Origin of the sequence: Streptomyces sp. NPDC048496 (genome assembly GCF_043200055.1) — a bacterium.
Classification (GTDB): Bacteria; Actinomycetota; Actinomycetes; order Streptomycetales; family Streptomycetaceae; genus Streptomyces.
In genome coordinates this window covers 10739-32893 of record NZ_JBICXB010000038.1, presented here as the reverse complement: position 1 = coordinate 32893, position 22155 = coordinate 10739, and the positions used below count along the sequence as shown (strand labels likewise).

At 70.6% G+C, this 22155-nt stretch carries 18 protein-coding genes and 4 pseudogenes; 13 read left to right on the top strand and 9 right to left on the bottom strand.

Going from position 1 to position 22155, the window contains the following annotated elements; translation table 11 throughout:
* The first annotated feature begins 58 nt into the window (after positions 1–58).
* Positions 59–895: a helix-turn-helix domain-containing protein gene (locus ACGFSA_RS26880; protein WP_393308425.1), complete on the top strand. Its 837-nt coding sequence runs from the start codon at positions 59–61 to the stop codon at positions 893–895.
* Positions 896–1137: 242 nt separating this feature from the next.
* Here ACGFSA_RS26880 and ACGFSA_RS26875 read toward each other — a convergent pair.
* Positions 1138–1494 (bottom strand): annotated as a pseudogene (locus ACGFSA_RS26875) (NUDIX domain-containing protein); the annotation flags it as partial.
* Between the two features lie 299 nt (positions 1495–1793).
* Here ACGFSA_RS26875 and ACGFSA_RS26870 point away from each other — a divergent pair.
* A pseudogene (locus ACGFSA_RS26870) lies at positions 1794–1907 on the top strand (replication initiator); the annotation flags it as partial.
* Positions 1908–2074: 167 nt separating this feature from the next.
* Here ACGFSA_RS26870 and ACGFSA_RS26865 read toward each other — a convergent pair.
* Positions 2075–3037 (bottom strand): FAD-dependent oxidoreductase, encoded by a 963-nt coding sequence (locus tag ACGFSA_RS26865; protein ID WP_393308423.1) that lies wholly within the window; start codon positions 3035–3037, stop codon positions 2075–2077.
* Positions 3038–3177: 140 nt separating this feature from the next.
* Here ACGFSA_RS26865 and ACGFSA_RS26860 point away from each other — a divergent pair, with 140 nt between their 5' ends.
* Together ACGFSA_RS26860 and ACGFSA_RS26855 are read left to right on the top strand one after the other, a co-directional pair.
* Positions 3178–4230, top strand: coding sequence for an oxidoreductase (locus tag ACGFSA_RS26860; protein ID WP_393308421.1), 1053 nt, complete (start codon positions 3178–3180; stop codon positions 4228–4230).
* A 232-nt stretch (positions 4231–4462) separates the two neighbouring features.
* Complete coding sequence (locus ACGFSA_RS26855; protein ID WP_393308419.1) at positions 4463–6100, top strand: ABC-F family ATP-binding cassette domain-containing protein; 1638 nt, start codon at positions 4463–4465, stop codon at positions 6098–6100.
* Positions 6101–6262: 162 nt separating this feature from the next.
* On the opposite strand, the gene ACGFSA_RS26850 is transcribed toward ACGFSA_RS26855, so the two are convergent.
* Both ACGFSA_RS26850 and ACGFSA_RS26845 read right to left on the bottom strand, forming a co-directional pair.
* Positions 6263–8674, bottom strand: a complete 2412-nt coding sequence (locus ACGFSA_RS26850; protein ID WP_393308417.1) for a Tex family protein — start codon at positions 8672–8674, stop codon at positions 6263–6265.
* 161 nt (positions 8675–8835) lie between these two features.
* Positions 8836–9699 carry a hypothetical protein gene (locus ACGFSA_RS26845; RefSeq protein WP_393308415.1) on the bottom strand — a complete coding sequence of 288 codons (864 nt, stop codon included), beginning with the start codon at positions 9697–9699 and terminating at the stop codon, positions 8836–8838.
* Between the two features lie 134 nt (positions 9700–9833).
* Between ACGFSA_RS26845 and ACGFSA_RS26840 the strand changes: the two genes are divergently transcribed.
* Positions 9834–10817: a GlxA family transcriptional regulator gene (locus ACGFSA_RS26840; RefSeq protein WP_393308413.1), complete on the top strand. Its 984-nt coding sequence runs from the start codon at positions 9834–9836 to the stop codon at positions 10815–10817.
* Between the two features lie 10 nt (positions 10818–10827).
* Positions 10828–11463 carry a DJ-1/PfpI family protein gene (locus ACGFSA_RS26835; RefSeq protein ID WP_393308411.1) on the top strand — a complete coding sequence of 212 codons (636 nt, stop codon included), beginning with the start codon at positions 10828–10830 and terminating at the stop codon, positions 11461–11463.
* Between the two features lie 133 nt (positions 11464–11596).
* Here the strand turns inward: ACGFSA_RS26835 and ACGFSA_RS26830 are convergent, their stop codons facing one another.
* Entirely contained in the window at positions 11597–12361 is a 765-nt protein-coding gene (locus tag ACGFSA_RS26830) for an enoyl-CoA hydratase/isomerase family protein (RefSeq protein WP_393308409.1), read from the bottom strand.
* 82 nt (positions 12362–12443) lie between these two features.
* Between ACGFSA_RS26830 and ACGFSA_RS26825 the strand changes: the two genes are divergently transcribed.
* Complete coding sequence (locus ACGFSA_RS26825; RefSeq protein ID WP_393308407.1) at positions 12444–13067, top strand: HdeD family acid-resistance protein; 624 nt, start codon at positions 12444–12446, stop codon at positions 13065–13067.
* Positions 13068–13204: 137 nt separating this feature from the next.
* The gene (locus ACGFSA_RS26820; RefSeq protein WP_393308405.1) at positions 13205–13660 is read left to right on the top strand and encodes an ATP-binding protein; all 456 of its coding nucleotides are present in this window, start codon (positions 13205–13207) and stop codon (positions 13658–13660) included.
* Between the two features lie 39 nt (positions 13661–13699).
* Here the strand turns inward: ACGFSA_RS26820 and idi are convergent, their stop codons facing one another.
* The 4 genes and pseudogenes from idi to ACGFSA_RS26800 all read right to left on the bottom strand — a co-directional run.
* Positions 13700–14293: an isopentenyl-diphosphate Delta-isomerase gene (gene idi, locus ACGFSA_RS26815; protein ID WP_393308403.1), complete on the bottom strand. Its 594-nt coding sequence runs from the start codon at positions 14291–14293 to the stop codon at positions 13700–13702.
* 228 nt (positions 14294–14521) lie between these two features.
* A pseudogene (locus ACGFSA_RS26810) lies at positions 14522–14801 on the bottom strand (transferase); the annotation flags it as partial.
* A gap of 358 nt (positions 14802–15159) precedes the next feature.
* The gene (locus ACGFSA_RS26805) at positions 15160–16101 is read right to left on the bottom strand and encodes a cation diffusion facilitator family transporter (RefSeq protein ID WP_393308401.1); all 942 of its coding nucleotides are present in this window, start codon (positions 16099–16101) and stop codon (positions 15160–15162) included.
* A 260-nt stretch (positions 16102–16361) separates the two neighbouring features.
* A pseudogene (locus ACGFSA_RS26800) lies at positions 16362–16601 on the bottom strand (NAD-dependent epimerase/dehydratase family protein); the annotation flags it as partial.
* A 339-nt stretch (positions 16602–16940) separates the two neighbouring features.
* Between ACGFSA_RS26800 and ACGFSA_RS26795 the strand changes: the two are divergent.
* From ACGFSA_RS26795 to ACGFSA_RS26775, 5 genes are read left to right on the top strand one after another with little or no spacing between them, the layout of a single operon-like run.
* Positions 16941–18701 carry a DUF5941 domain-containing protein gene (locus ACGFSA_RS26795; protein WP_393308399.1) on the top strand — a complete coding sequence of 587 codons (1761 nt, stop codon included), beginning with the start codon at positions 16941–16943 and terminating at the stop codon, positions 18699–18701.
* Positions 18698–19435, top strand: a complete 738-nt coding sequence (locus ACGFSA_RS26790) for a sugar phosphate nucleotidyltransferase (RefSeq protein WP_393308397.1) — start codon at positions 18698–18700, stop codon at positions 19433–19435. Before ACGFSA_RS26795 ends, ACGFSA_RS26790 begins: the two co-directional genes overlap by 4 nt.
* The gene (locus tag ACGFSA_RS26785) at positions 19423–20484 is read left to right on the top strand and encodes an iron-containing alcohol dehydrogenase family protein (RefSeq protein WP_393308395.1); all 1062 of its coding nucleotides are present in this window, start codon (positions 19423–19425) and stop codon (positions 20482–20484) included. Before ACGFSA_RS26790 ends, ACGFSA_RS26785 begins: the two co-directional genes overlap by 13 nt.
* Positions 20462–21241 (top strand): CDP-alcohol phosphatidyltransferase family protein, encoded by a 780-nt coding sequence (locus ACGFSA_RS26780; RefSeq protein ID WP_393308393.1) that lies wholly within the window; start codon positions 20462–20464, stop codon positions 21239–21241. Before ACGFSA_RS26785 ends, ACGFSA_RS26780 begins: the two co-directional genes overlap by 23 nt.
* Positions 21238–22122 carry a glycosyltransferase family 2 protein gene (locus ACGFSA_RS26775; protein ID WP_393308391.1) on the top strand — a complete coding sequence of 295 codons (885 nt, stop codon included), beginning with the start codon at positions 21238–21240 and terminating at the stop codon, positions 22120–22122. The genes ACGFSA_RS26780 and ACGFSA_RS26775 overlap by 4 nt, the downstream gene beginning before the upstream one ends.
* Positions 22123–22155: the final 33 nt, after the last annotated feature.

Below are 22155 nucleotides of genomic sequence, written 5' to 3'. Positions count from 1 at the left end.
CCCCACAGGGCCACCCTCGGCTCCTCGCGATCGGCAGCAGGGCCCCTACCCTCAAAACGTGGGCACACCATTGGGCAACTTCATCCGAGCCAAGCGGGACGCCGTCCAACCGGGGTCCCTCGGGCTGCCGGAGCGGCAACGCCGCCGGTCGCCGGGGCTGCGTCGGCTGGACCTCGCCAACCGGGCCGACGTCAGCGTCGAGTACCTCGCCCGGATCGAGCAGGGCCGCGACCGCAACCCCTCACCGGCGGTGGTCAACGCGCTCGCCGACGCGCTGTGCCTGAACGCATCGGAGCGCAACCACCTGCGATACCTCGCCAAGATCACCAGCGACTCCTGCACGGTCGACATCAGGCCCGTGCCACCCTCCCGGCGGGTGCGCGCGCCCGTCCTGCGCACCCTCGAACTCCTCGAACCGGGTGTGGCGATCGTGACCAACCGGCTGGGTGACGTGCTCGCCCACACCTCCGGCTACCGGGCGGTCACCGGCGGGACCGGGCTGCTCGATGCCGACCGTCCCAACCTCAACCACTACCATTTCACCGACCCGCGGGCCCGGACCTTCTTCGCCGACTGGGACGACATCGCGGACGAGCAGACCTTCGACCTGTGGCAGGCGCCGTCCTTGGAGAACCTGGAGTGGCTCACCGCCGGGCTGACCCCCGTCGCCGGCGACGAGTTCACCCGCCGGCTGAACCGGGACAAGGTGCCGCGCCGCGGCGTCCTCCGGCTCAACCACCCCGGCGGGCATCAGCTCCGGCTGCTCCGCGAGATCCTCGAACTGCCCGCCGACTCCCAGCAGCTTGTGATCTTCCTCCCCGAGGACGACGCCACTGCCGAGGCCCTGAACCGGCTCCCGCGCCGCCCCTTGGGCCGCCTCCGGTCCATTTCCTGACACCGGCATCCGCGGCCGAAAAGCGTCGTTTCGAACCGCCTCACCCCCGCACGCGTCCGCCGCGAGTTCCGGAACCTCCACAGCCAAGCGCTCCGTCCCGCAGCCGCACCGAAACCCTCACGACCCGGCCCCGGCCCCCAGGCTCGAAGAACCGCAGATCCGTCCCCCACCACGACGTCGGATGCACTGTCAAAACCGGCGAGCCCTACACCAGACCCGCCGATGACTCTGGCGCCAGTTCGTCACCCAGCGGTAACCGACCATCCGTAACGAGAGAAGGAGGGGCCTCCGTTCCGGTACGCGGCCGGGGCCTGCGTGGTGGTCGGGAACGCGGGCTCGGGCAGGCGGTTGGCGGCGATCCACTGGGCCGCCAGGTGCTTGTCCGGCTCGGTGTTGGTCAGTTCGCCGGTCCACGTGTCGGTGGCGAAGACGAACAGGACGAACTGCCCGGCCTGGTCCCAGCCCTGTTCGACGTGGATGACGTGGACGAGTGCGAGATGTGCCGGGTCGACGAGCAGGCCGGTCTCCTCTTTGAGTTCGCGGGCGGTGGCCTCATCGAGGGCTTCGCCGGGCTCGGCCTTACCACCGGGGAGGGTCCAGGCCGGCTGCGGGGATCAGTTGCGGGCGGCGTAGTGCACGGCGGCGATCGTGCCGCTGTCCTTGTCGTGGGCGATCACGCAGATCGCGTTGCGGCTGTTCAGCACGCTGGTTTTCATCACAGTGCCCAATCTGTGGATACGTGCCAGAAGGTGTCCGTGGTCCAGGCGGAAGGCTCGAACCGGCCCCGCCGCTCGGAACGTGCGGGTGGTGCTCAGCAACCGGGTGCGAGGCGGTCGGCGTCGGTGTGCGAGAAGACCAGGTCGGTCATCTCCTCCGGGACCTTGGTGCACCGGACGGGCGGCTGCTCTGGGCTTGGGCGCACATGCTCGGCTTCCGCGGTCACTTCTCCGCCAAGTCCCGCCGTTACTCCACCACTCTCGGCGCTCTGCGCCAGGCACGCGCGACCCGACGCGAGCCCCACGACCGACCGGGTGGTATTCGAGATCCGCATCGACCTCGGCCCGGGCCCGATCACGGACCACCGCGATCGCCCGTCCGAGGCCGGAACGCCGTCCGACTGAGGCCCCGGCGCCCCGGCGCCCGCCGCCGGGCCGCCCGCGCCCCGCCCCGCGGCCCGGTTCAGGACAGGAGATCGGCCGCCGCCCGCGCGCAGCCCAGGGCCACCGTCACCCCCGCACCCCCGTGCCCGTAGTTGTGCACCAACCGCCCGCCGCCCGGCAGCGGTTCGACCTCGATCCGCACACCGGTGTCGTGTGCGGGACGCAGACCCACCAGGTGCCCGATGACCCGCGCCCCCGCGATCTCCGGCCGGATCCGGGCACACCGGGCCACGATCTCCTCGGCGGTACGGGGGTCGGGCTCCGTGCTCCAGTCGTCCACCTCGGCCGTGCCGCCGAGAACCAGCTTCCCGGGCTGCGGGAGGAAGTACGTCGTCGTGTCCGAGGCAGGGTCCGCCTCGGTGAACCACTCCTCGATCCCCGGGTTCTCCACCAGCACCAGCTGGCCGCGGACCGGGCGCACCCCGGCATCGGGGACCAGCTCGCGCGCCCCGAGACCAGTGCAGTTGACCACCGTCGACGCCTCGGCGGCGGCTTCGTCGAAGGAGGTGACGGTACGCCGCTCGACAACGCCGCCGGCCGCCGCCAACTGCCGTTCCAGCCAGCTCAGATGCGTCGGCATGTCGATCAGCGGCAGCCGGGCCCGCAGCCCCTCCGCGACCTCGCTCACGTGTTTCAACTGCCCTGCCCACGAACCGAGAGCGGCGAGCCGCTCGCCCCCGAGCAGACCGGAGACCAGCCGCACCCCTGTCTCGTCCGGGCGCCCGGCCAGCTCCTCGTATCTCCGGAGCGATGTCAGTGACCAGTCGCCGACCAGCTTCTCCGGCTCGATCCGGTACGGCCACCACAACGCCCCCGCCACCGCCGACGTCGTCGCCGCGGCCGGCTCCCGGGACCAGACCCGCACCCGGTGGCCGCGCTCGGCCAGCACCAGGGCCGTGGTCAGCCCGCTGATCCCACCACCCACCACGATCACGTCCGGCACGTCCGTTCTCCCCGTCACCTCTGCCCGTGTGTCGCTCATGGCCGGACGCTAACGGAAAGACCTGGTCAGTGGTGACCCCCAGGGAGACGTGATTTCCGGTCAGCGGCCTTTGCCGACGAACTCCGCTGGAATCCGTGCTGCCGTGCGCACAACAGGTCCGCGTTGGGAATACTCGGAGCATGTCTGCCGAGTACGCGACTTTCGGCCTTGCGCCGGCGATGCGAGCCGGTGGAGTTCTGGCCCGTGGTGACTACCAGGTGCACCGGGACTTCATGGACTTCGTCATCGACGGCCGTCCGCTGCTGTTCCATCTGTCTGACCTCGACGCCGTCTCCCCGCTCGCCTCCGACGTACCGCCCGCGATCTTCACCACCCACGTGCGGCGCCTGCTCCTCGAAGCGGACGCCCCACTGCCCGACGGACGCTATGTGATCTACGGGTGTCCCGAGTGCGAGAGCCTCGCATGCGGGGCGGTCACCGCCGTCATCGAACGCGACGGCACCGACTTCGTCTGGCGCGACTTCGCCTGGCAGACGTACGAGACCGTCGACCTGGAACAGGGTGGCTACCACGGCATAGGGCCGTTCCGTTTTGACGGCGACCAGTACCGGCAGGAACTGGAACGCCTCCTGCCGTCCGAGGCGGCGGACGGCACGGAACCGGGCCCGGACGCGCCCGCCGGGCAGCGAGTGCTGCTCATCGGCGCGCGCGTCGCCGTACTCGCCAAGCTCGCCGCCGCGCTCCGCACCATCGGGATCGGCGCCGACATCGCCGCGGACGCCGCCCAGGTGCCGGCCGAGGAACTCCGCGGCTACCGCGCGGTGGCCTTCGGCCGGGCGATCACCGAGGACGAACGCGCTGCCGTGCGTCACGCGTTCACCCGGGCCGCCGCGGACGTCGCCTACGTGGACGGCCTGGCCCCGGTGATTCCGGTGCTGGTCGCCCAGATCGAACATGCCCTGGACCGCAGCGCACCGGCCCGGCGCCGCCTGGTCCGGCTGACGGCGGCGGACGGCACGGCCGAGGTCGACGTCACCTCGGCCTGTTGGGTCAGCCTGGTCGCGTACCGCCTCGACCGGCTGTACCGCACCCACGCGCAGGAGGTCTTCGACGGCGTACTGGAGCCGGGGCAGCACCGAATTCCCCTGGACGCACGGGCCGTCAACGGACAGTCATTCATCGTGGCACGCACCACCGGGAGCGTGCTCGTGGCACCCGTGAACCACCACTGAGCACGGAGTCGATGGCCCCGGTGAGCCGCCGATCGCCGCACACGATGCCTCGAACGCACCACCAGTCGTTCAGGAGATCCGCCTCCGTGCCGCGACGATCGGCGACCTGGGCGGGTCCGCCCCCGCGATCCGCACCCGCACTCGCGCGGAACCGCGCCGCGTCCGGTGCCCCGCGGGCTTCTCCGACACCCGTCGAGAGCGAAGCCGTCCGCCGATTAGGATCGACACCCTGATGACTGCCACTCTCGTCGCCAAGGACCTCGCCGCCGGACACGGCGACCGCACACTCTTCGCCGGACTCGACCTCGTCGTCGCGCCCGGTGACGTGATCGGTCTCGTCGGAGTCAACGGAGCCGGAAAATCGTCTCTGCTCCGGCTGCTCGCCGGGCTCGACCGGCCGGAGGAGGGCGAGCTGCGGCTCTCCCCGCCCACCGCCACCGTTGGCCACCTCCCGCAGGAGCCGGAGCGCCGCCGGGACGAGACCGTGCGGGACTTCCTCGCCCGCCGGACCGGCGTCGCCGACGCCCAGACGGCGATGGACGCCGCCACCCAGGCCCTCGTCGACGGGGCACCGGGGGCGGACGACGCGTACTCCGAGACACTCGAACGCTGGCTGGCCCTCGGCGGCGCCGACCTCGACGAGCGTGCCGAGGAGGTCGCCGCCGACCTCGGTCTGACGGTCGGCCTCGACCTGCCGATGACCGCGCTCTCGGGCGGCCAGGCCGCCCGCGCCGGACTCGCCTCGCTGCTTCTGTCGCGGTACGACGTCTTCCTCCTCGACGAGCCCACCAACGATCTGGACCTGGACGGACTGGAGCGACTGGAGCGGTACGTCTCCGGGCTGCGCGCCGGCACCGTCGTCATCAGCCACGACCGCGAGTTCCTGATGCGTACGGTCACCAAGGTCCTCGAACTCGATCTCGCCCAGCAGCAGATCAACCTCTATGGCGGTGGGTACGCGGCCTATCTGGAGGAGCGCGACCGGGCCCGCAGGCATGCCCGCGAGGAGTTCGAGGAGTACGCCGACAAGCGCTCCGCCCTCGAAGGCCGCGCCCAGATGCAGCGCGGCTGGATGGACAAGGGCGTCAAGAACGCCCGCCGCAAGGCCACCGACTCCGACAAGCTCGGCCGCAAGTTCCGCAGCGAAGCGAGCGAGAAGCAGGCCGCGAAGGCCCGGCAGACGCAGCGCATGATCGAACGGCTCGATGTCGTCGAGGAGCCGCGCAAGGAGTGGGAGCTGCGGATGGAGATCGCCACGGCCCCGCGCTCCGGATCGGTCGTCGCCACGCTCCGCGAGGCGCAGGTCGTGCGCGGCGACTTCGCGTTCGGGCCGGCGTCGCTGCAGATCGACTGGGCGGACCGGGTGGCGATCACCGGTGCCAACGGAGCCGGCAAGTCCACTCTCCTCGCGGCGCTGCTCGGCCGCCTGCCGCTGGACTCGGGCCATGCGACGCTCGGCTCGGGCGTGGTGGTGGGCGAGGTGGACCAGGCACGGAAGCTGTTCCACGGCTCGGAGACCTTGCTGGAGGCGTTCTGCGCAGCCGTCCCCGAGACCGAACCGGCCGAGGTCCGCACGCTGCTCGCCAAGTTCGGGCTGCGCGCGGACCATGTGATGCGGCCCGCCACGACCCTCTCCCCGGGCGAACGGACCCGGGCGGCCCTCGCCCTTCTCCAGGGCAAGGGCGTGAACCTCCTGGTCCTGGACGAGCCGACGAACCACCTCGACCTGCCCGCGATCGAACAGCTGGAGTCGGCGCTCGACTCGTACACGGGGACGCTGCTGCTGGTCACGCACGACCGGAGGATGCTGGAGGCGGTGCGGACGACGCGGCGCGTCGAGGTGGCCGACGGCAAGCTGACCGAGGCCTGACCCACTCAAGCCCGAGCAGGCGAAAACCAAGCCCGAGCAGGCGAAAAACCAAGCCCGTCCGGCGATTGAGGACAAAAGGCGTCCGGGGCGGAGCCCACGGTTTCGGGAAGGGGGCGGGTGAGGGACAGCCGCGCAGCGGACCGCCCTCACCCGCCCCCACCGTCAGCGCTTCCTTCCGCCCTGCTTCGGATCCGCCAGCCCCGCCCGCCGCAACGCATCCGCCATGGCGCTGTTCACCGGCGCCGGAGCCTGACGCGCAGAGCCGCCGCCACCACCGCCACCGCGCCGGTCACGGTCCTGACCGCCCTGACCCTGGCCCTGCCGCTGCCGCGGCGGCCGACCGCCCTGGCCGCCCCGCTCCCGCTTCGTCCCGCCGCCCTGCGACGACGACTGTCCCTCCGCCACCTCGTCGTCCAGCCGCAGCGTCAACGAGATCCGCTTCCGCGGAATGTCGACGTCCATCACCTTCACCTTCACGATGTCGCCCGGCTTCACGACATCCCGCGGATCCTTCACGAAGGTCTTCGACATCGCCGACACGTGCACCAGACCGTCCTGGTGCACACCGACGTCCACGAACGCCCCGAACGCGGCGACGTTCGTGACGACCCCCTCCAGCACCATCCCGGGGGCCAGATCACCGATCTTCTCGACGCCCTCCTTGAAGGTGGCCGTCTTGAACGCGGGCCGCGGGTCGCGACCCGGCTTCTCCAGCTCCCCCAGGATGTCCGTGACCGTCGGCAGCCCGAATTTCTCGTCCACGAAGTCGTCCGCCCGCAGCGACCGCAGCACGCCCGAGTTGCCGACCAGCGACGCGACATCCCCGCCCACCGTCTTCGCCATCCGCCGCACCACCGGGTACGCCTCGGGGTGCACGCTCGACGCGTCGAGCGGGTCGTCTCCGCGGATCCGCAGGAAGCCCGCACACTGCTCGTACGCCTTTGGGCCCAGCCGCGCCACGTCCTTCAGCGCCTTCCGGGACCGGAACGGCCCGTTGGTGTCCCGGTGCGCGACGATGTTCTCGGCGAGACCGGAGCCGATGCCGGAGACCCGCGAGAGCAGCGGGGCCGACGCGGTGTTGACGTCGACACCGACGCCGTTCACACAGTCCTCGACGACCGCGTCCAGTGAGCGCGACAGCTTCACTTCGGACAGGTCGTGCTGGTACTGGCCGACACCGATCGACTTCGGGTCGATCTTCACGAGCTCGGCCAGCGGGTCCTGCAGACGCCGGGCGATCGACACCGCACCACGCAGCGACACGTCCATGTCGGGGAGTTCCTGCGAGGCGAAGGCGGAGGCCGAGTAGACCGAGGCGCCCGCCTCGGACACCATCACCTTGGTGAGCTTCAGCTCCGGGTGCCTCTCGCACAGTTCACCCGCGAGCTTGTCCGTCTCGCGGGACGCCGTGCCGTTGCCGATCGCGATCAGATCGACGGAGTGCGCCTTCGCCAGCCGCTCCAGCTTGGCCAGGGACTCGTCCCACTTGTTCGCCGGGACGTGCGGGTAGATGACGTCGGTCGCGACGACCTTGCCGGTCGCGTCGACGACGGCGACCTTCACACCCGTACGGAAACCGGGGTCGAGCCCCAGCGTGGCGCGCGTCCCGGCCGGCGCGGCGAGCAGCAGGTCGCGCAGGTTCGACGCGAAGACCCGTACCGCCTCGTCCTCCGCCGCCGTCCGCAGCCGCAGCCGCAGATCGATCCCGAGGTGGACGAGGATCCGGGTCCGCCACGCCCACCGCACCGTGTCGCCGAGCCACTTGTCGCCCGGGCGGCCCCGGTCGGCCACGCCGAAACGGCGGGCGACCATGTTCTCGTACGTCGAGGGGCCCGGTGTCTCCGAGGGTTCCTCCGGCTCCAGGACCAGGTCGAGCACGTCCTCCTTCTCGCCCCGGAGCATCGCGAGGACCCGGTGCGAGGGCAGCGCGGTGAACGGCTCGGCGAAGTCGAAGTAGTCGGCGAACTTCGCACCCGCCTCCTCCTTGCCGTCCCGCACCTTCGCGGCCAGCCGCCCGCGCGACCACATGCGCTCACGCAGCTCGCCGATCAGGTCGGCGTCCTCCGAGAACCGCTCGGCGAGGATGGCACGGGCGCCCTCCAAAGCCGCGGCGGCGTCCGCGACGCCCTTGCCGGCGTCGACGAAGGCGGCGGCAGCGGCGAGCGGTTCGACGGACGGGTCGCCCAGCAGGCCGTCGGCGAGCGGTTCGAGCCCTGCTTCCCGGGCGATCTGCGCCTTCGTCCGCCGCTTCGGCTTGAACGGCAGATAGATGTCCTCGAGCCGCGCCTTTGTGTCGGCGGCCCGGATCTGCGCCTCCAGGGCCTCGTCGAGCTTGCCCTGTTCGCGCACGGAGTCGAGGATCGCCGCCCGCCGGTCCTCCAGTTCCCGCAGGTACCGCAACCGTTCCTCGAGCGTGCGCAACTGCGCATCGTCGAGCATCTCGGTCGCTTCCTTGCGGTAGCGCGCGATGAACGGCACGGTCGACCCGCCGTCGAGCAGCTCTACGGCCGCCCTCACCTGCCGCTCGCGTACGCCGAGCTCCTCGGCGATCCTGCCTTCGATGGACGTCGTCACGGTTCTACCGACTCGCCTTCTCGTACTGGCTGTGCTGGGCTGTACTGGCTGTGCTTACCGGGGCGGGGCCCCTTCCGTCTGCATTGTGCCGGGTGGCCGGGCGCCGTGTCGCCCGACCACCCCACTTGTCCGCCGGTCGGCGGGTCGGCGGGTCGGCGGGATCAGCCCTTGCCCATCAGATCGGCCGGGAACGCACCCGCAGAAGCCGCCGTGAGAAGGAATCCGCGCGCCAGCTCGGTGAGCCGCTCCACGCCCTCCGCTCCCAGATGCTCGTACGGTGCCAGGTCCATCCGGTCCGTGGTGTCCTCCAGCTCCGCCCGCAGTGCGACGCCCGCCTCCGTCAACTCGCCCTCGCCGTCCAGGAGTCCGCGCCCGCACAGCCGTTCGGCCGCGTCCTCCCAGTCCGTGCGGCGCCAGCCGCGGGTGGCGAGCACCCAGCGCGGGGACATTCCCTTTCCGGTCGCGGTGTGGCTGACCAGGGCCTCGACCGGGTCGAGACCGGCGGCGAGGAGCGCGGCGAGATGGCCGTCACCGCGGTGTTCGCGCAGCAGCGTCCCGGCGTGCCAGTACGCCAGATGCGGCTGCCCCGGCACCGGCAGATCGGCGTGGGCGGCGTAGAGCGGCCGGGCGTGTCGCGTGCACGCCTCGGCGGCGCGCAGCGCCAGCTCCGCGGCCTCGGCCAGCTCGGGGGATTCGATGATCTCCGGGCCGAGCAGCCGGCGCAGCGTCGTGTCCGCGGCCCGCAGCCGGGCGTCCAGGACCGCCTGCGGCGAGGCGACGGACCACACCGCGGGGAGGTGCCGGGCGACGAGTTCGTGGTTGAAGTTGTAGAAGGTGGCGGTGACCGTGCCTGGTCCGACGGCGCCGAGCGCCGCTGCGCGTGCAACGAAGTAGGCGGCGTTCGAGTCGTGGATGCCGAGCTCTCCGAGCTCCTTGCCGAGGTCGGGGGAGAAGTAGACCGTCGAGTGCAGCGGGTTGATGGCGTTGTGGCAGCGGCGTCCGGCGCGCGGCGGCAGAGTACTCATGCCCGCACGTTACCGACTGGTTGGAACGCCCCATAACCCCGGGGCCACGCCCGATTTCGACCGGGACCGGCATGGCAGGAAAGGTGGGTTCTTCGTCATTGCAGCCATCGTCGAGGCCGCTCAGGATGGCAGACATGACGCAGCGATCCGTACTCGTCGTCCTCTTCGACGGCGTTCAGAGCCTCGACGTGACCGGGCCCATGGAGGTCTTCGCCGGTGCCTCCCACTTCCCGGACGTCACGTACGAGCTCCGCACCGCTTCCCTCGACGGGGCACCGGTCCGCACGAGCGTCGGCCTCACCCTCGTTCCGGACGGCACTCTTGCCGACGCCGAACCGCCCCATACCGTCCTCGTCCCCGGAGGCCAGGGCACCCGTCACCCCGATCCGGCACTCGTCGACTGGCTGCGCACCCATGCCCCGCACGCCGAACGACTGGTCTCGGTCTGCACGGGAGCTCTGCTGCTCGCCGCCGCCGGCCTGCTGGACGGGCACCGGGTGACCACCCACTGGGTGGTCACCGAGCACCTCGCCCGCGCCTACCCGGCCGTCGAGGTCGACCCGGACCCGATCTTCGTACGTGACGGGAAGCTGGCCACCTCCGCCGGTGTCACCGCGGGCATCGATCTCTCCCTCGCTCTGGTCGAGGAGGACTTCGGCAGGCAGGTGGCGCTCAGCGTCGCCCGCCACCTCGTGGTCTTTCTGCGCAGACCCGGGAACCAGGCCCAGTTCAGCGCCCAGCTCACCGCGCAGACCGCACGCCGCGAACCGCTGCGCGAGGTCCAGCACTGGATCACCGAGCACCCCGACGACGACCTCTCCGTCGACGCGCTCGCCGCCCGGGCCCGCCTCTCGCCGCGCCACTTCGCCCGAGCCTTCCAGACCGAGACGGGGATGACTCCCGGCAGGTATGTCGACCGTGTCCGGCTCGAACACGCCAGACGGCTCCTGGAGGACACCACCGACGGGGTCGCCGGGATCGCGCGCACCTGCGGGTACGGCACCCCGGAGGCGATGCGCCGTGCCTTCGTCAAGGCCCTCGGCACCGCCCCCGCCGAATACCGGCGCCGCTTCCGTCCCCAGCCCATGACCAGCACGACGAGCACCAGTGTCAACTGAAAGGACCACCATGCAGATCGCCATCGTCCTCTTCGACCGCTTCACGGCCCTTGACGCCGTCGGCCCCTACGAAGTTCTCTCCCGCGCCCCCGGCGCCGAGACCGTCTTCGTCGCCGAGCGGACCGGCCCCGTGCGCAACGACAGCGGCAGCCTCGCGCTCGTCGCCGATCGGCCCCTCGCCGACGTACCCGCCCCGGATGTGGTGATCGTCCCCGGCGGCCCCGGCCAGAGCGCCCAGATGGAGAACGAGACGCTGCTCGGCTGGCTGCGCGCCGCAGATGCGACCAGCACCTGGACGACCTCCGTCTGCACCGGCTCGCTGCTGCTCGCCGCGGCCGGTCTGCTGGAGGGGCGGCGCGCCACCTCGCACTGGCTCGCCCTGGACTTCATCAAGACCTTCGGAGTCGAGCCGACCGGCGAACGTGTCGTCATCGACGGCAAGTATGTGACGGCCGCCGGCGTCTCGTCCGGCATCGACATGGGGCTCACCCTGCTCGGCCGGATCGCCGGCGACGAGCACGCCCAGGCCGTACAGCTGCTGACGGAGTACGACCCCCAGCCGCCGTACGATGCGGGGTCACCGGAGAAGGCCCCGGCCGCGCTCGTCGAGGAATTCCGCGCCAAGAGCCGCTTCATCCTCCAGTAGGGGGTGGCCGCAACGTACCGCGAGGGGTGGCCGCACAGTGACGCCGTCCGCCCGGAGGGCGTGGCCCGCCGCGGGCCGGGCGAGACTCTGCGGACGCACCCCTACGGGATGTCCGGCGGATCATGGCCGGCGCTCAGGTCGTCCAGGTGAAGCGCGGCGCCCGCCGCTCCAGGAAGGCGGCGACACCCTCCGCGGTGTCGCCGCTGCGGCGCGCCTGCTCCACCCAGTGCGCGTCCCGGTCCTCCCGCCCCGTGGCGAACTCCTTCGCCGCCGCCTGTGTCAGCTGTGAGCGCGATGCCAGGATCCGTACGTACGCTTCCACCCGCTTGTCCAGCTCGCCGGCCGGCAGTACCTCGTCCACCAGTCCGGTCCGCAGCGCCCGTTCCGTGTCGATCAACTCGCCGGAGAACAGCAGATGCTTCGCCGCGGCCGGTCCGATCAGCGAGACCAGCCGCCGGGTCGACGACGCGGCGTAGACGATCCCGAGCTTGGCCGGGGTGATGCCGAAGGAAGCGCCTTCCTCGGCGAACCGCAGATCGCAGGCGGCCGCCAGCTGGCTGCCGCCGCCCACGCAGTAGCCGCGCACCGCGGCGAGCGTCGGCAGGGGGAAGGCGGCCAGGGCCTCCTCGGCCGCCACCGCCAGAGCCTGCGGATCGTACGCCGGGTCGCTCGCCCGGTCCCGCAGTGAGGAGATGTCCGCGCCCGCACAGAAGGTGCCCCCGGCGCCGGTCAGAACCAGGGCGCGCACGGCGGGGTCGGCGGCCATCCGCTCCAGCAGTCCGGGCAGCGCCTGCCACATGGCGGCCGTCATGGCGTTGCGCTTGGCCGGGTTGCTGATGACGACGGTGGCGATGCCGTCCGCGACGGTGAGCTGCAGCTGCGGTTCCGTACGGTCCATGCGCCGGATGCTATCCATCCCGTTCGAACCTATGATCAAGAAGGGGGGTGCGAAGCAGGCACGCACCGTGAGGAGCTGTCAGATGCCCGGTCCCGAACTCCAGGGCAGGAAACTGAGCCGCAGCTTCGGCGGGCTCGTCCTGCTCGGTGCTCTCCTCGTCGTGGCCGGCCTGGTCGGTCTCGTCTACACCGAGGTCGCCACGCTCACCTCGATGCTCCTCTTCGGCTGGCTGCTCCTCATCGGCGGCCTCATCGGTCTGCTCCACGCGATCCAGTCCCGCGACACCGACTACTTCTGGCTCGGTGTGGTGGTCGCCGCGCTGTACATCGCCGCAGGTGTCGTCGTGATCCGCCATCCGCACGGCACGGCCGAGGCGCTCACCATGTTCGCCGCGCTGCTCTTCCTGACCGGTGGGGTGTTCCGGCTGGTGGGGAGCGTCGTGGTGCGCGGGCCGCAGTTCGGCTGGACGCTGTTGCAAGGCGCCTTCGGGCTGCTTCTGGGACTGCTGGTGCTCTTCGACTGGCCGCACAGCAGCCTCTATGTGCTCGGCCTGTTCTTCTCGCTGGCGTTGCTCTTCGACGGGCTGGGCCTGATCGGGATCGGGGTCGGTGGCCGCCGCATCGTCTCGCTGGTCTCGGACCAGATGGCGGCCGAGGCCCGGCCGGACAAGCCCTCAGAAGAAGATCAGAACCAGTCCAAGAAGTGACGCTGTCATACTCATTCGAAAAAAATTCTGTCGATAGAGGTCGACTTCTGTTCAGTAGCACGGCCCGGACCAACTACTCCCCGCACTCTGTACTTCGACGTGCAGTGACTGTCGAGTCGAGAGCGGGTGCGGGAACTATGGAGAGCCGCGGGAGTGTCCCCGCCAGACCCGTGTCGTACGAGGGAGTCTGGCGGTTCACCGCGCCGGCCGTCGACGTCTCCGTACCGCAGGCCCGGCACGCCGTACGCGATCTGCTGAACCGCCAGGGCGTGCCGATGGACGAAGGCATCGCCCAGGGCCTGCTGCTCATCGTCTCGGAGCTGGTCACCAACGCCGTGAAGCACGCCGCGCTGCTCTCCCCGGAGCTCGCCGTCGAGGTGGCCGTCGGTGCCGAATGGGTCAGAGTCTCCGTTGAGGACAACCACCCGTACCGGCCCACGGCGCTGGAGACGGATTATGCGCAGACGGGCGGGCGCGGGCTGCTGTTGGTCCGGGAGATCACGAGCGAGGCGGGCGGCGCCTGCGATGTTGAGCACACCGCAGGCGGCGGAAAGATCATCTGGGCCGCGCTGCCGCTGAACCCGTACCTCTGACCTTCCCCGCGCGTCCCCCGCCCGCCGTTCGGTTCGCCGCTACCAGCCCGCGGACGGGCCGGTCAGCTCCCTGATCGCCGGGCGCGCGGCATCGAGCACTGTCATGAACCACGCCGAGAACGGTGCCTCGGCATGCCGCTTCGCCAGTTCGTCGGCGGCCACGAACACTGTCTCACCGACCTCCTCCGGGTCCGGCTCCGGCTCCGCCTGCGCCATCCCGACGAAGAGGTGGTTGAACTCCTGCTCCACCAGGCCCGAGGCCGGGTCGGGGTGGTTGTAGCGGACGGTGCCCGCCTCGGCCAGCAGCGAGGGCGAGATCCCGAGCTCCTCGTACGTACGCCGGGCGGCGGCGGTGAAAGGTGCTTCGCCCGGGTACGGGTGGCCGCAGCAGGTGTTCGACCAGACACCGGGGGAGTGGTACTTGCCGAGCGCCCGGCGCTGCAGCAGCAGTCTGCCCTGCTCGTCGAAGAGGAACACGGAGAACGCCCGGTGCAGTTGACCGGGTGCCTGGTGGGCGGCGAGCTTCTCCGCCGTGCCGATGGTGGTGCCGTTCTCGTCGACCAGTTCGAGCATGATCGCTTCTGCTGTGCCGTTCGACGAGCTGTTCGCCGCGGTGGCTGGTGTGGTCGGCATACCCATCCTTCGCTATGGTGCCCGGCCTCGTGCGCCGGTCCCCTCGAGTCTGTTCAAGTCTGCCGCACAAAAGCGGCCTGTCCGTCACTTCGGGTCCTGGCATGTCCGGTCCCGCCGCACCTGGTGGATGCGGTGGGACCGGACGGCGCGTCAGATCCCGAATGCCGCCGGATACTGGATCGTGCCCGTCGGCCCGGGCACGGAATCGTCGAGGACCAGAGCCATCATCGCCTCTTCCGGCCGGGTGGCCCAGCGGGGGTCGGCGGGGCGCAGGACGCACGCGGCATAGCCGTACTCCGTACCGTGGTCGCGGTGCATGGCCAGTTCCTCCCGGGTGGACCCGACCGAGCGCCCACGCCATGCCGGGCGCCGGCGCATCGGTGGCCGCGACCTTCTCGGCGAGCGGCACGTAGTACTCGTCCCAGTCGCTCTCGGGCTGCACCCGCACCCCGAGGACGTGATAGCCCGCCGCGACGGCCTGCGCCGTCTGTGCGGACACCGGGAGCGTCGGGCCGTCCTGAGGACAGGACCTAGGAGGGCACTGAAGATCTTGGCCGGGCTCCCGGCGTCTTGCACGCACATCTGCGGCGTTGCCAAAACGGCCTGATAGCTCCGCCATGAGGCCGCTTCGGCGCGTTGCAGCTGCACGCATCAGACGCCGCTCGCTGATCCGGCCAAGATCTTCAGCACCCTCCTAGCCGGGAACCCGGGAGCTGAAGAAGGACCGGATGCTGCGCCGGGCAGGTGCCGTCGCGACGGTCATCAACCTCAGCTCCTCTCTCAGGCAGGGGGAGGCATGTATACCTCTGCGCAGGACCCTACACCCGCGCCCGTACGGCAGTTCGGGTACCGCGCTGAATCGCCGTTCAGTGGCAGAGTCCGGCCTCGTGCTCCGCGTGCCCGCTCGGCTCCAGCTGGAACGTGCAGTGCTCGACGTCGAAGTGGTCGCCGAGACAGCCCTGCAGCTCGTGCAGCAGCTTCTCGTGCCCCATCGAGTCGAGCAGCTCCTGCTGCACCACCACATGGGCGGAGAGCACCGGCATCCCCGAGGTGATGGTCCAGGCGTGCAGGTCATGGACGTCCAGCACCCCGGGCAGGGCGGTGATGTGGGCCCGTACCTCGCCCATGTCGACACCCTTGGGGGCCGCCTCCAGCAGCACATTGAGCGTCTCCCGGAGCAGTTTGACCGTACGGGGGACGATCATCAGGCCGATCAGCAGCGAGGCGATCGGGTCGGCGGCCTGCCAGCCGGTGGCCAGGATGATGCCGGCCGAGACCAGCACGGTGACCGAGCCGAGCGCGTCCGCGAGCACCTCCAGATAGGCGCCGCGCACATTGAGGCTGTCCTTCTGCCCGCGCACCAGGAGCGACAGGGAGACCATGTTGGCGGCCAGGCCGACGACGGCGAAGACGATCGTCAGCCCGCCCCGGGTCTCGACGGGCGTGATGAAGCGCCCGACCGCTTCGTAGAGCAGATAGCCGCCCACGCCGAGGAGCAGCAGGCAGTTGGCCAGAGCGGCGAGGATCTCGGCCCGGGCGTAGCCGAAGGTTCGATTGAGCCCGGCCGGCTTGTTGGCGAAGTGGATCGCCAGCAGCGCCATGCCCAGCCCCAGTGCATCGGTCGCCATATGGGCGGCGTCGGCGATCAGTGCGAGCGAGTCGGAGAGCAGACCACCGATGATCTCCACGACCATCACGGTGAGCGTGATGCACAGCGCGATCCGTAGCCGTCCCTTGTACGCGGCGGCAGCGGTGCCGGTGGGCGGCGGCCCGCCGTGCGAGTGCCCGTGATCGTGCCCAGCCCCCATGGGGACGCCTCCGGTCGTCTTGCGGAACCGGACCCGTATCGGCCCGAGAAGGCCAGTGAACTACGGGTAGGGGGTATCGGGCAACACGGCACTGAACACCGTTGTCATATGCCCTGACCTGCGGAAACGATTGCAGGTCAGGGCGGTGTACCGTTCAGGCGCGGATCATGTGGCGAGTACCTCGGGGTGGCGCAGGCACTGTCCCTCCCAGGTCGACTCGACCATCTCCCGCACCCCGCGCCGGGCCGTCCGGCCCGGCTCCTCGGACCTGCGAGATGCACCACACCCGTCACCGCGTGCCCGGCGAGCGTACGGTCGAGCAGCGCGCGGTCGGCGGCCGAGCCGCGGATCGGCGGTACATCGGCCGGGAGCCGGTCGCGGATGCCGGTCGACACGTCGTCGAGCACGACCACCCGCTCCCCGGCGGCTGCCATGGCGCGCACCACACGTGCCCCGATATATCCCGTATATCCCGCTCCGCCGGTGATCAGCCATGTCATACCCGTCAGCCTGGGTCTATGCCGCTGCGGCGGGTGAGCCGGGGCGGAGTCCGGTACCCCCGCGGTTTGTGAGCCGGGGCCGGGATCGACGATGATGATCGCGGGCGGCGCCGCATGATGCCGGTGCGCCCCGAACGGAGCACAAACGGGCAGTGAACTCCCGCTTCCGTTCATCCGATAGCCTCTGCCGACGTGCCGCCGGCCCGCATCCGGGCCGCACCGTCGCGCGCCGGCCCTGTCAGCACCAAGGAGTGAGTTCGTCTGTCGACCGCCATCCTCACCGGTGCACCGGTACCCGGATCGTCGCTCGCGGACGATCTGAGGTCGCTGGGCTTCGACGTGCAGGCCGCTGCTGATGTCACCGAGGCCGCCGAGCTGCTCTCCGCGGCTCCCGCCGACGCCCGCGTCGCGCTCGTCGATCCCCGCTTCGTCGGACACGTCCACGCCCTCCGGCTCGGACTGACCGACCCCCGCTTCCCCGTCGCCACCGTCCCCGGTGCGCTCACCGCACAGCCGGAGGCGCGGCCGGCGCTCGCCCGCGCGCTGCGCAGCGCCACCGCGGCCGTCGGTGCGGGCGTCCCCCTGGGGCCGGCCGGCGCCGCGGACACCGTGCCCGTCACCGATCGCACCGTACCGGGCCGCCTCGCCGTCGCGCTGGAGGCCGAGGGCACCGCCGTGCAGCGCCCGGAACTCGGCTCGCTCGTCGCGGCCGTCCCCGTCGACCAGGCCGCCCGCGCCACCGCGCAGTCCGCTGTGGCCGCGGTCGACGACGAGGCTGTACGGCTGCGCAGCGCCGTGAAGGCCCGCGACGGCTTCTTCACCACTTACTTCATCAGCCCGTACTCGCGCTACATCGCCCGCTGGTGCGCGCGCCGCGGCCTCACCCCGAACCAGGTCACCACCGCCTCCCTGCTCACCGCGCTGATCGCGGCGGGCTGCGCGGCGACCGGCAGCCGCGGCGGGTACGTCGCCGCCGGACTGCTGCTGCTCCTCTCCTTCGTCCTGGACTGCACCGACGGGCAACTCGCCCGCTACTCGCTGCAGTACTCGACGATGGGTGCCTGGCTGGACGCCACGTTCGACCGGGCCAAGGAGTACGCGTACTACGCGGGCCTCGCCCTCGGCGCGGCCCGCAACGGCGACGACGTATGGGCGCTCGCCCTCGGCGCGATGGTGCTGCAGACCTGCCGCCATGTCGTCGACTTCTCGTTCAACGAGGCCAACCACGACGCGGTCGCCAATTCGAGCCCGACGGCCGCCCTCTCCGACAAGCTCGACAGCGTCGGCTGGACGGTCTGGCTGCGCCGGATGATAGTGCTGCCGATCGGCGAGCGCTGGGCGATGATCGCGGTGCTGACCGCGGTGACCACGCCCCGGATCGTCTTCTACGCCCTGCTCATCGGCTGCGCCTTCGCGGCCTGCTACACCACGGCCGGCCGCCTGCTGCGCTCCCTGACCCGCAAGGCGCAGCGCACCGACCGGGCCGCCCAGGCGCTTGCCGACCTCGCGGACTCCGGGCCGCTGGCCGGTCTCGTCGCGGCGAGGGGACCCCGTATCCGAGGCGGATGGGCCGCCCCGGTGGTGGCCCTCGTCGGTGCGGCCGCCCTGATCGGCGCCGCTCTGCTGCAGCCGTTCGGCAGCCGGCAGATGATCGTCGCCGCGGTGTTCTACGCGGTCTGCTCCGGCGTCGCCGTCGCCCGCCCCCTCAAGGGCGCACTCGACTGGCTCGTGCCCCCGATATTCCGGGCGGCGGAGTACTGCGCGATCCTTGCTCTGGCCGCCCGCAGCGATGTCGACCAAGCCCTTCCTGCGGCTTTCGGACTGATTTCGGCCGTCGCCTACCATCACTACGACACGGTGTACCGCATTCGCGGGGGCACCGGCGCGCCGCCCCGCTGGCTGGTGCGAACGATCGGTGGGCACGAGGGCCGGACCCTGGTGGTGGCCGTACTCGCCGCCGTACTCACTCAGCATTCAGGTTTCACCGTGGCACTCACCGCTCTCGCGGTGGCCGTGGCCGTGGTGGTGCTCGCCGAGTCCATCCGCTTCTGGGTGTCCTCCGGAGCACCTGCCGTTCACGACGAAGGAGAACCCGCATGATCGGCCTCGTACTCGCAGCCGGTGCAGGACGGCGTCTGCGCCCCTACACCGACACGCTTCCGAAGGCCCTCGTGCCGGTCGACGGCGAGAAGACCGTGCTCGACCTGACGCTCGCCAACTTCGCGGAGATCGGTCTCACCGAGGCCGCGATCGTCGTCGGCTACCGCAAGGAGGCCGTGTACGACCGCAAGGCCGAGCTGGAGGCGAAGTACGGCCTGACGCTCACCCTCGTCGACAACGACAAGGCCGAGGAGTGGAACAACGCCTACTCCCTGTGGTGTGCCCGTGAGGTCCTGAAGCGGGGCGTCATCCTCGCCAACGGCGACACCGTGCACCCGGTCTCCGTGGAGAGGACGCTCCTCGCAGCCCGCGGCAACGGACAGAAGATCATCCTCGCCCTCGACACGGTGAAGAACCTCGCCGAAGAGGAGATGAAGGTCATCACCGACGGCGACAAGGGCGTCCAGCGGATCACCAAGCTGATGGACCCGGTCACGGCGACCGGCGAGTACATCGGCGTGACCCTGATCGAGCCCGAGGCCGCCGAGGAGCTCGCCGACGCCCTGAAGGCGACGTATCTGCGCGACCCCGACCTCTACTACGAGGACGGCTACCAGGAGCTCGTCAACCGCGGCTTCACCGTCGACGTGGCCCCCATCGGCGAAGTGACGTGGGTCGAGATCGACAACCACGACGACCTCGCGAAGGGCCGTGAGATCGCGTGCCAGTACTGACCCGGCTCATCCCGTCCCCGGTCGTCGTCGACATCCGACGCGGCGCCCTGGACGATCTGGCCGGCCTCCTCGCCGACCAGCGGATCTCCGCCTCCGGCAAGCTCGCCGTCGCGATCAGCGGCGGCTCGGGCCGGGCCCTGCGCGAGCGGCTGTCCCCGGTACTGCCGGGCGCCCATTGGTATGAGGTCGCCGACGGCACGATCGACTCCGCCGTGCGGCTCGCCGACGAGATCAAGGGCAACCGGTACGACGCCGTGGTCGGCCTCGGCGGCGGCAAGATCATCGACGTGGCGAAGTACGCCGCGGCGCGCGTCGGCATGCCGATGGTCGCGGTTGCGACGAACCTCTCGCACGACGGACTCTGTTCGCCGGTCGCGACCCTGGACAACGACAACGGACGGGGCTCGTACGGAGTCCCCACCCCGATCGCCGTCGTCATCGACCTCGACATCATCCGTGAGGCGCCCACCCGCTATGTGCGGTCCGGCATCGGCGACGCGGTCTCCAACATCTCGTGCGTGGCCGACTGGGAACTCGCCCACGAGGTCAATGGCGAGGACATCGACGGGCTGGCGGCCGCCATGGCCCGGCAGGCGGGTGAGGCCGTGCTGCGCCACCCCGGTGGGGTCGGAGACGACACCTTCCTGAAGGTACTGGCCGAGGGCCTGGTGCTCACCGGCATCTCCATGTCGGTCGCCGGGGATTCCCGGCCGGCCTCGGGCGCCTGCCACGAGATCAACCACGCCTTCGACCTGCTGTACCCCAAGCGCGCTGCCAGCCACGGCGAGCAGGTCGGCCTCGGCGCCTGCTTCGCCATGTATCTGCGAGGTGCGCGCGAGGAGTCGCTGCTCATGGTGACCACCCTGCGCCGGCACGGGCTGCCGGTCCTGCCCGAAGACATCGGCTTCACCGCCGACGAGTTCGTCCAGGCCGTCGACTACGCCCCGCAGACACGTCCGGGACGCTTCACGATCCTCGAACGCCTCAACCTCTCCACCGACCAGATCAGGGACGCGTACGCCGACTATGCCAAGACCATCAGTAGCTGAACTCCGTCCGGTCGTTCACCCGGAGGGTGTGAAGGACCGGCGCAGCGGTGAACACTGGGCCGGGCGCATGTACATGCGGGAGATCTCGCTGCACATAGACCGGTACCTGGTGAACACCAAGATCACGCCGAACCAACTGACCTACCTGATGACGGTCTGCGGCGTCCTCGCCGCCCCGGCCCTGCTGGTGCCCGGGATCACGGGTGCCGTCCTCGGGGTGGTGATGGTCCAGCTCTATCTGCTGCTCGACTGCATCGACGGCGAGATCGCCCGTTGGAAGAAGCAGTTCTCGCTCGGCGGCGTCTACCTGGACCGTGTCGGCGCCTACCTCTGCGACGCCGCGGTGCTGGTCGGCTTCGGCCTGCGCGCGGCTGATCTGTGGGGCTCCGGGCGGATCGACTGGCTGTGGGCCTTCCTCGGCACCCTCGCCGCCCTCGGCGCTGTTCTGATCAAGGCCGAGACCGACCTCGTCGGCGTCGCGCGTCACCAGGGCGGACTGCCGCCCGTCAAGGAAGCGGCGTCGGAACCGCGCTCGTCCGGTCTGGCGCTGGCCCGCAAGGCCGCCGCGGCGCTGAAGTTCCACCGCCTGGTGCTCGGGATCGAGGCATCCCTGCTGATCCTGGTCCTGGCGGTCCTGGACGCGGTCAGGGGCGACCTGTTCTTCTCCCGTCTCGGCGTCGCCGTGCTGGCCGGTATCGCCCTCGTACAGACGCTGTTGCACCTGGTGTCGGTCCTGGCATCGAGCAGGCTGAAATGAGCACCCCCATGAAGCTCGGCGCGGTCATCATCACGATGGGCAACCGCCCTGACGAACTGCGCGCCCTCCTCGATTCGGTCGCCAAGCAGGACGGCGACCGGATCGAGGTGGTGGTCGTCGGCAACGGCGCCCCGGTCCCGGACGTCCCCGCGGGGGTACGGACCGTCGAGCTCCCCGAGAACCTCGGCATCCCCGGCGGCCGCAACGTCGGCATCGAGGCGTTCGGCCCGTCCGGCGCCGACGTTGACGCGCTGCTCTTCCTCGACGACGACGGACTGCTGCCGCTGACCGACACCGCCGAGCTGTGCCGGCAGGCGTTCGAGCAGGACCCGAAGCTGGGGATCATCAGCTTCCGGATCGCCGACCCGGACACCGGTGTCACCCAGCGCCGCCACGTCCCGCGGCTGCGCGCCGCCGACCCGATGCGCTCGTCGCGGGTGACGACGTTCCTCGGCGGCGCCAATGCCGTCCGGACCCGGGTCCTCACCGAGGTCGGCGGGCTGCCGGGTGACTTCTTCTACGCGCACGAGGAGACCGATCTCGCCTGGCGGGCACTGGACGCCGGCTGGATGATCGACTACCGCGCCGACATGGTCCTCAACCACCCGACCACCGCCCCGTCCCGGCACGCGGTCTACCACCGCATGGTGGCCAGGAACCGGGTCTGGCTGGCGCGCCGCAATCTGCCCGCGCCTCTGGTCCCCGTCTACCTCGGCGTCTGGCTGCTGCTGACGCTGCTCCGCAAGCCCTCGGGCCCCGCGCTGAAGGCATGGTTCGGCGGCTTCCGCGAAGGCTGGACCAAGCCCTGCGGACCACGCCGTCCGATGAAGTGGCGCACGGTATGGCGGCTGACCAGACTCGGCCGACCTCCCGTGATCTGAGAAGCTCTTCTCTGAGAGCATGAGGCGTATTTT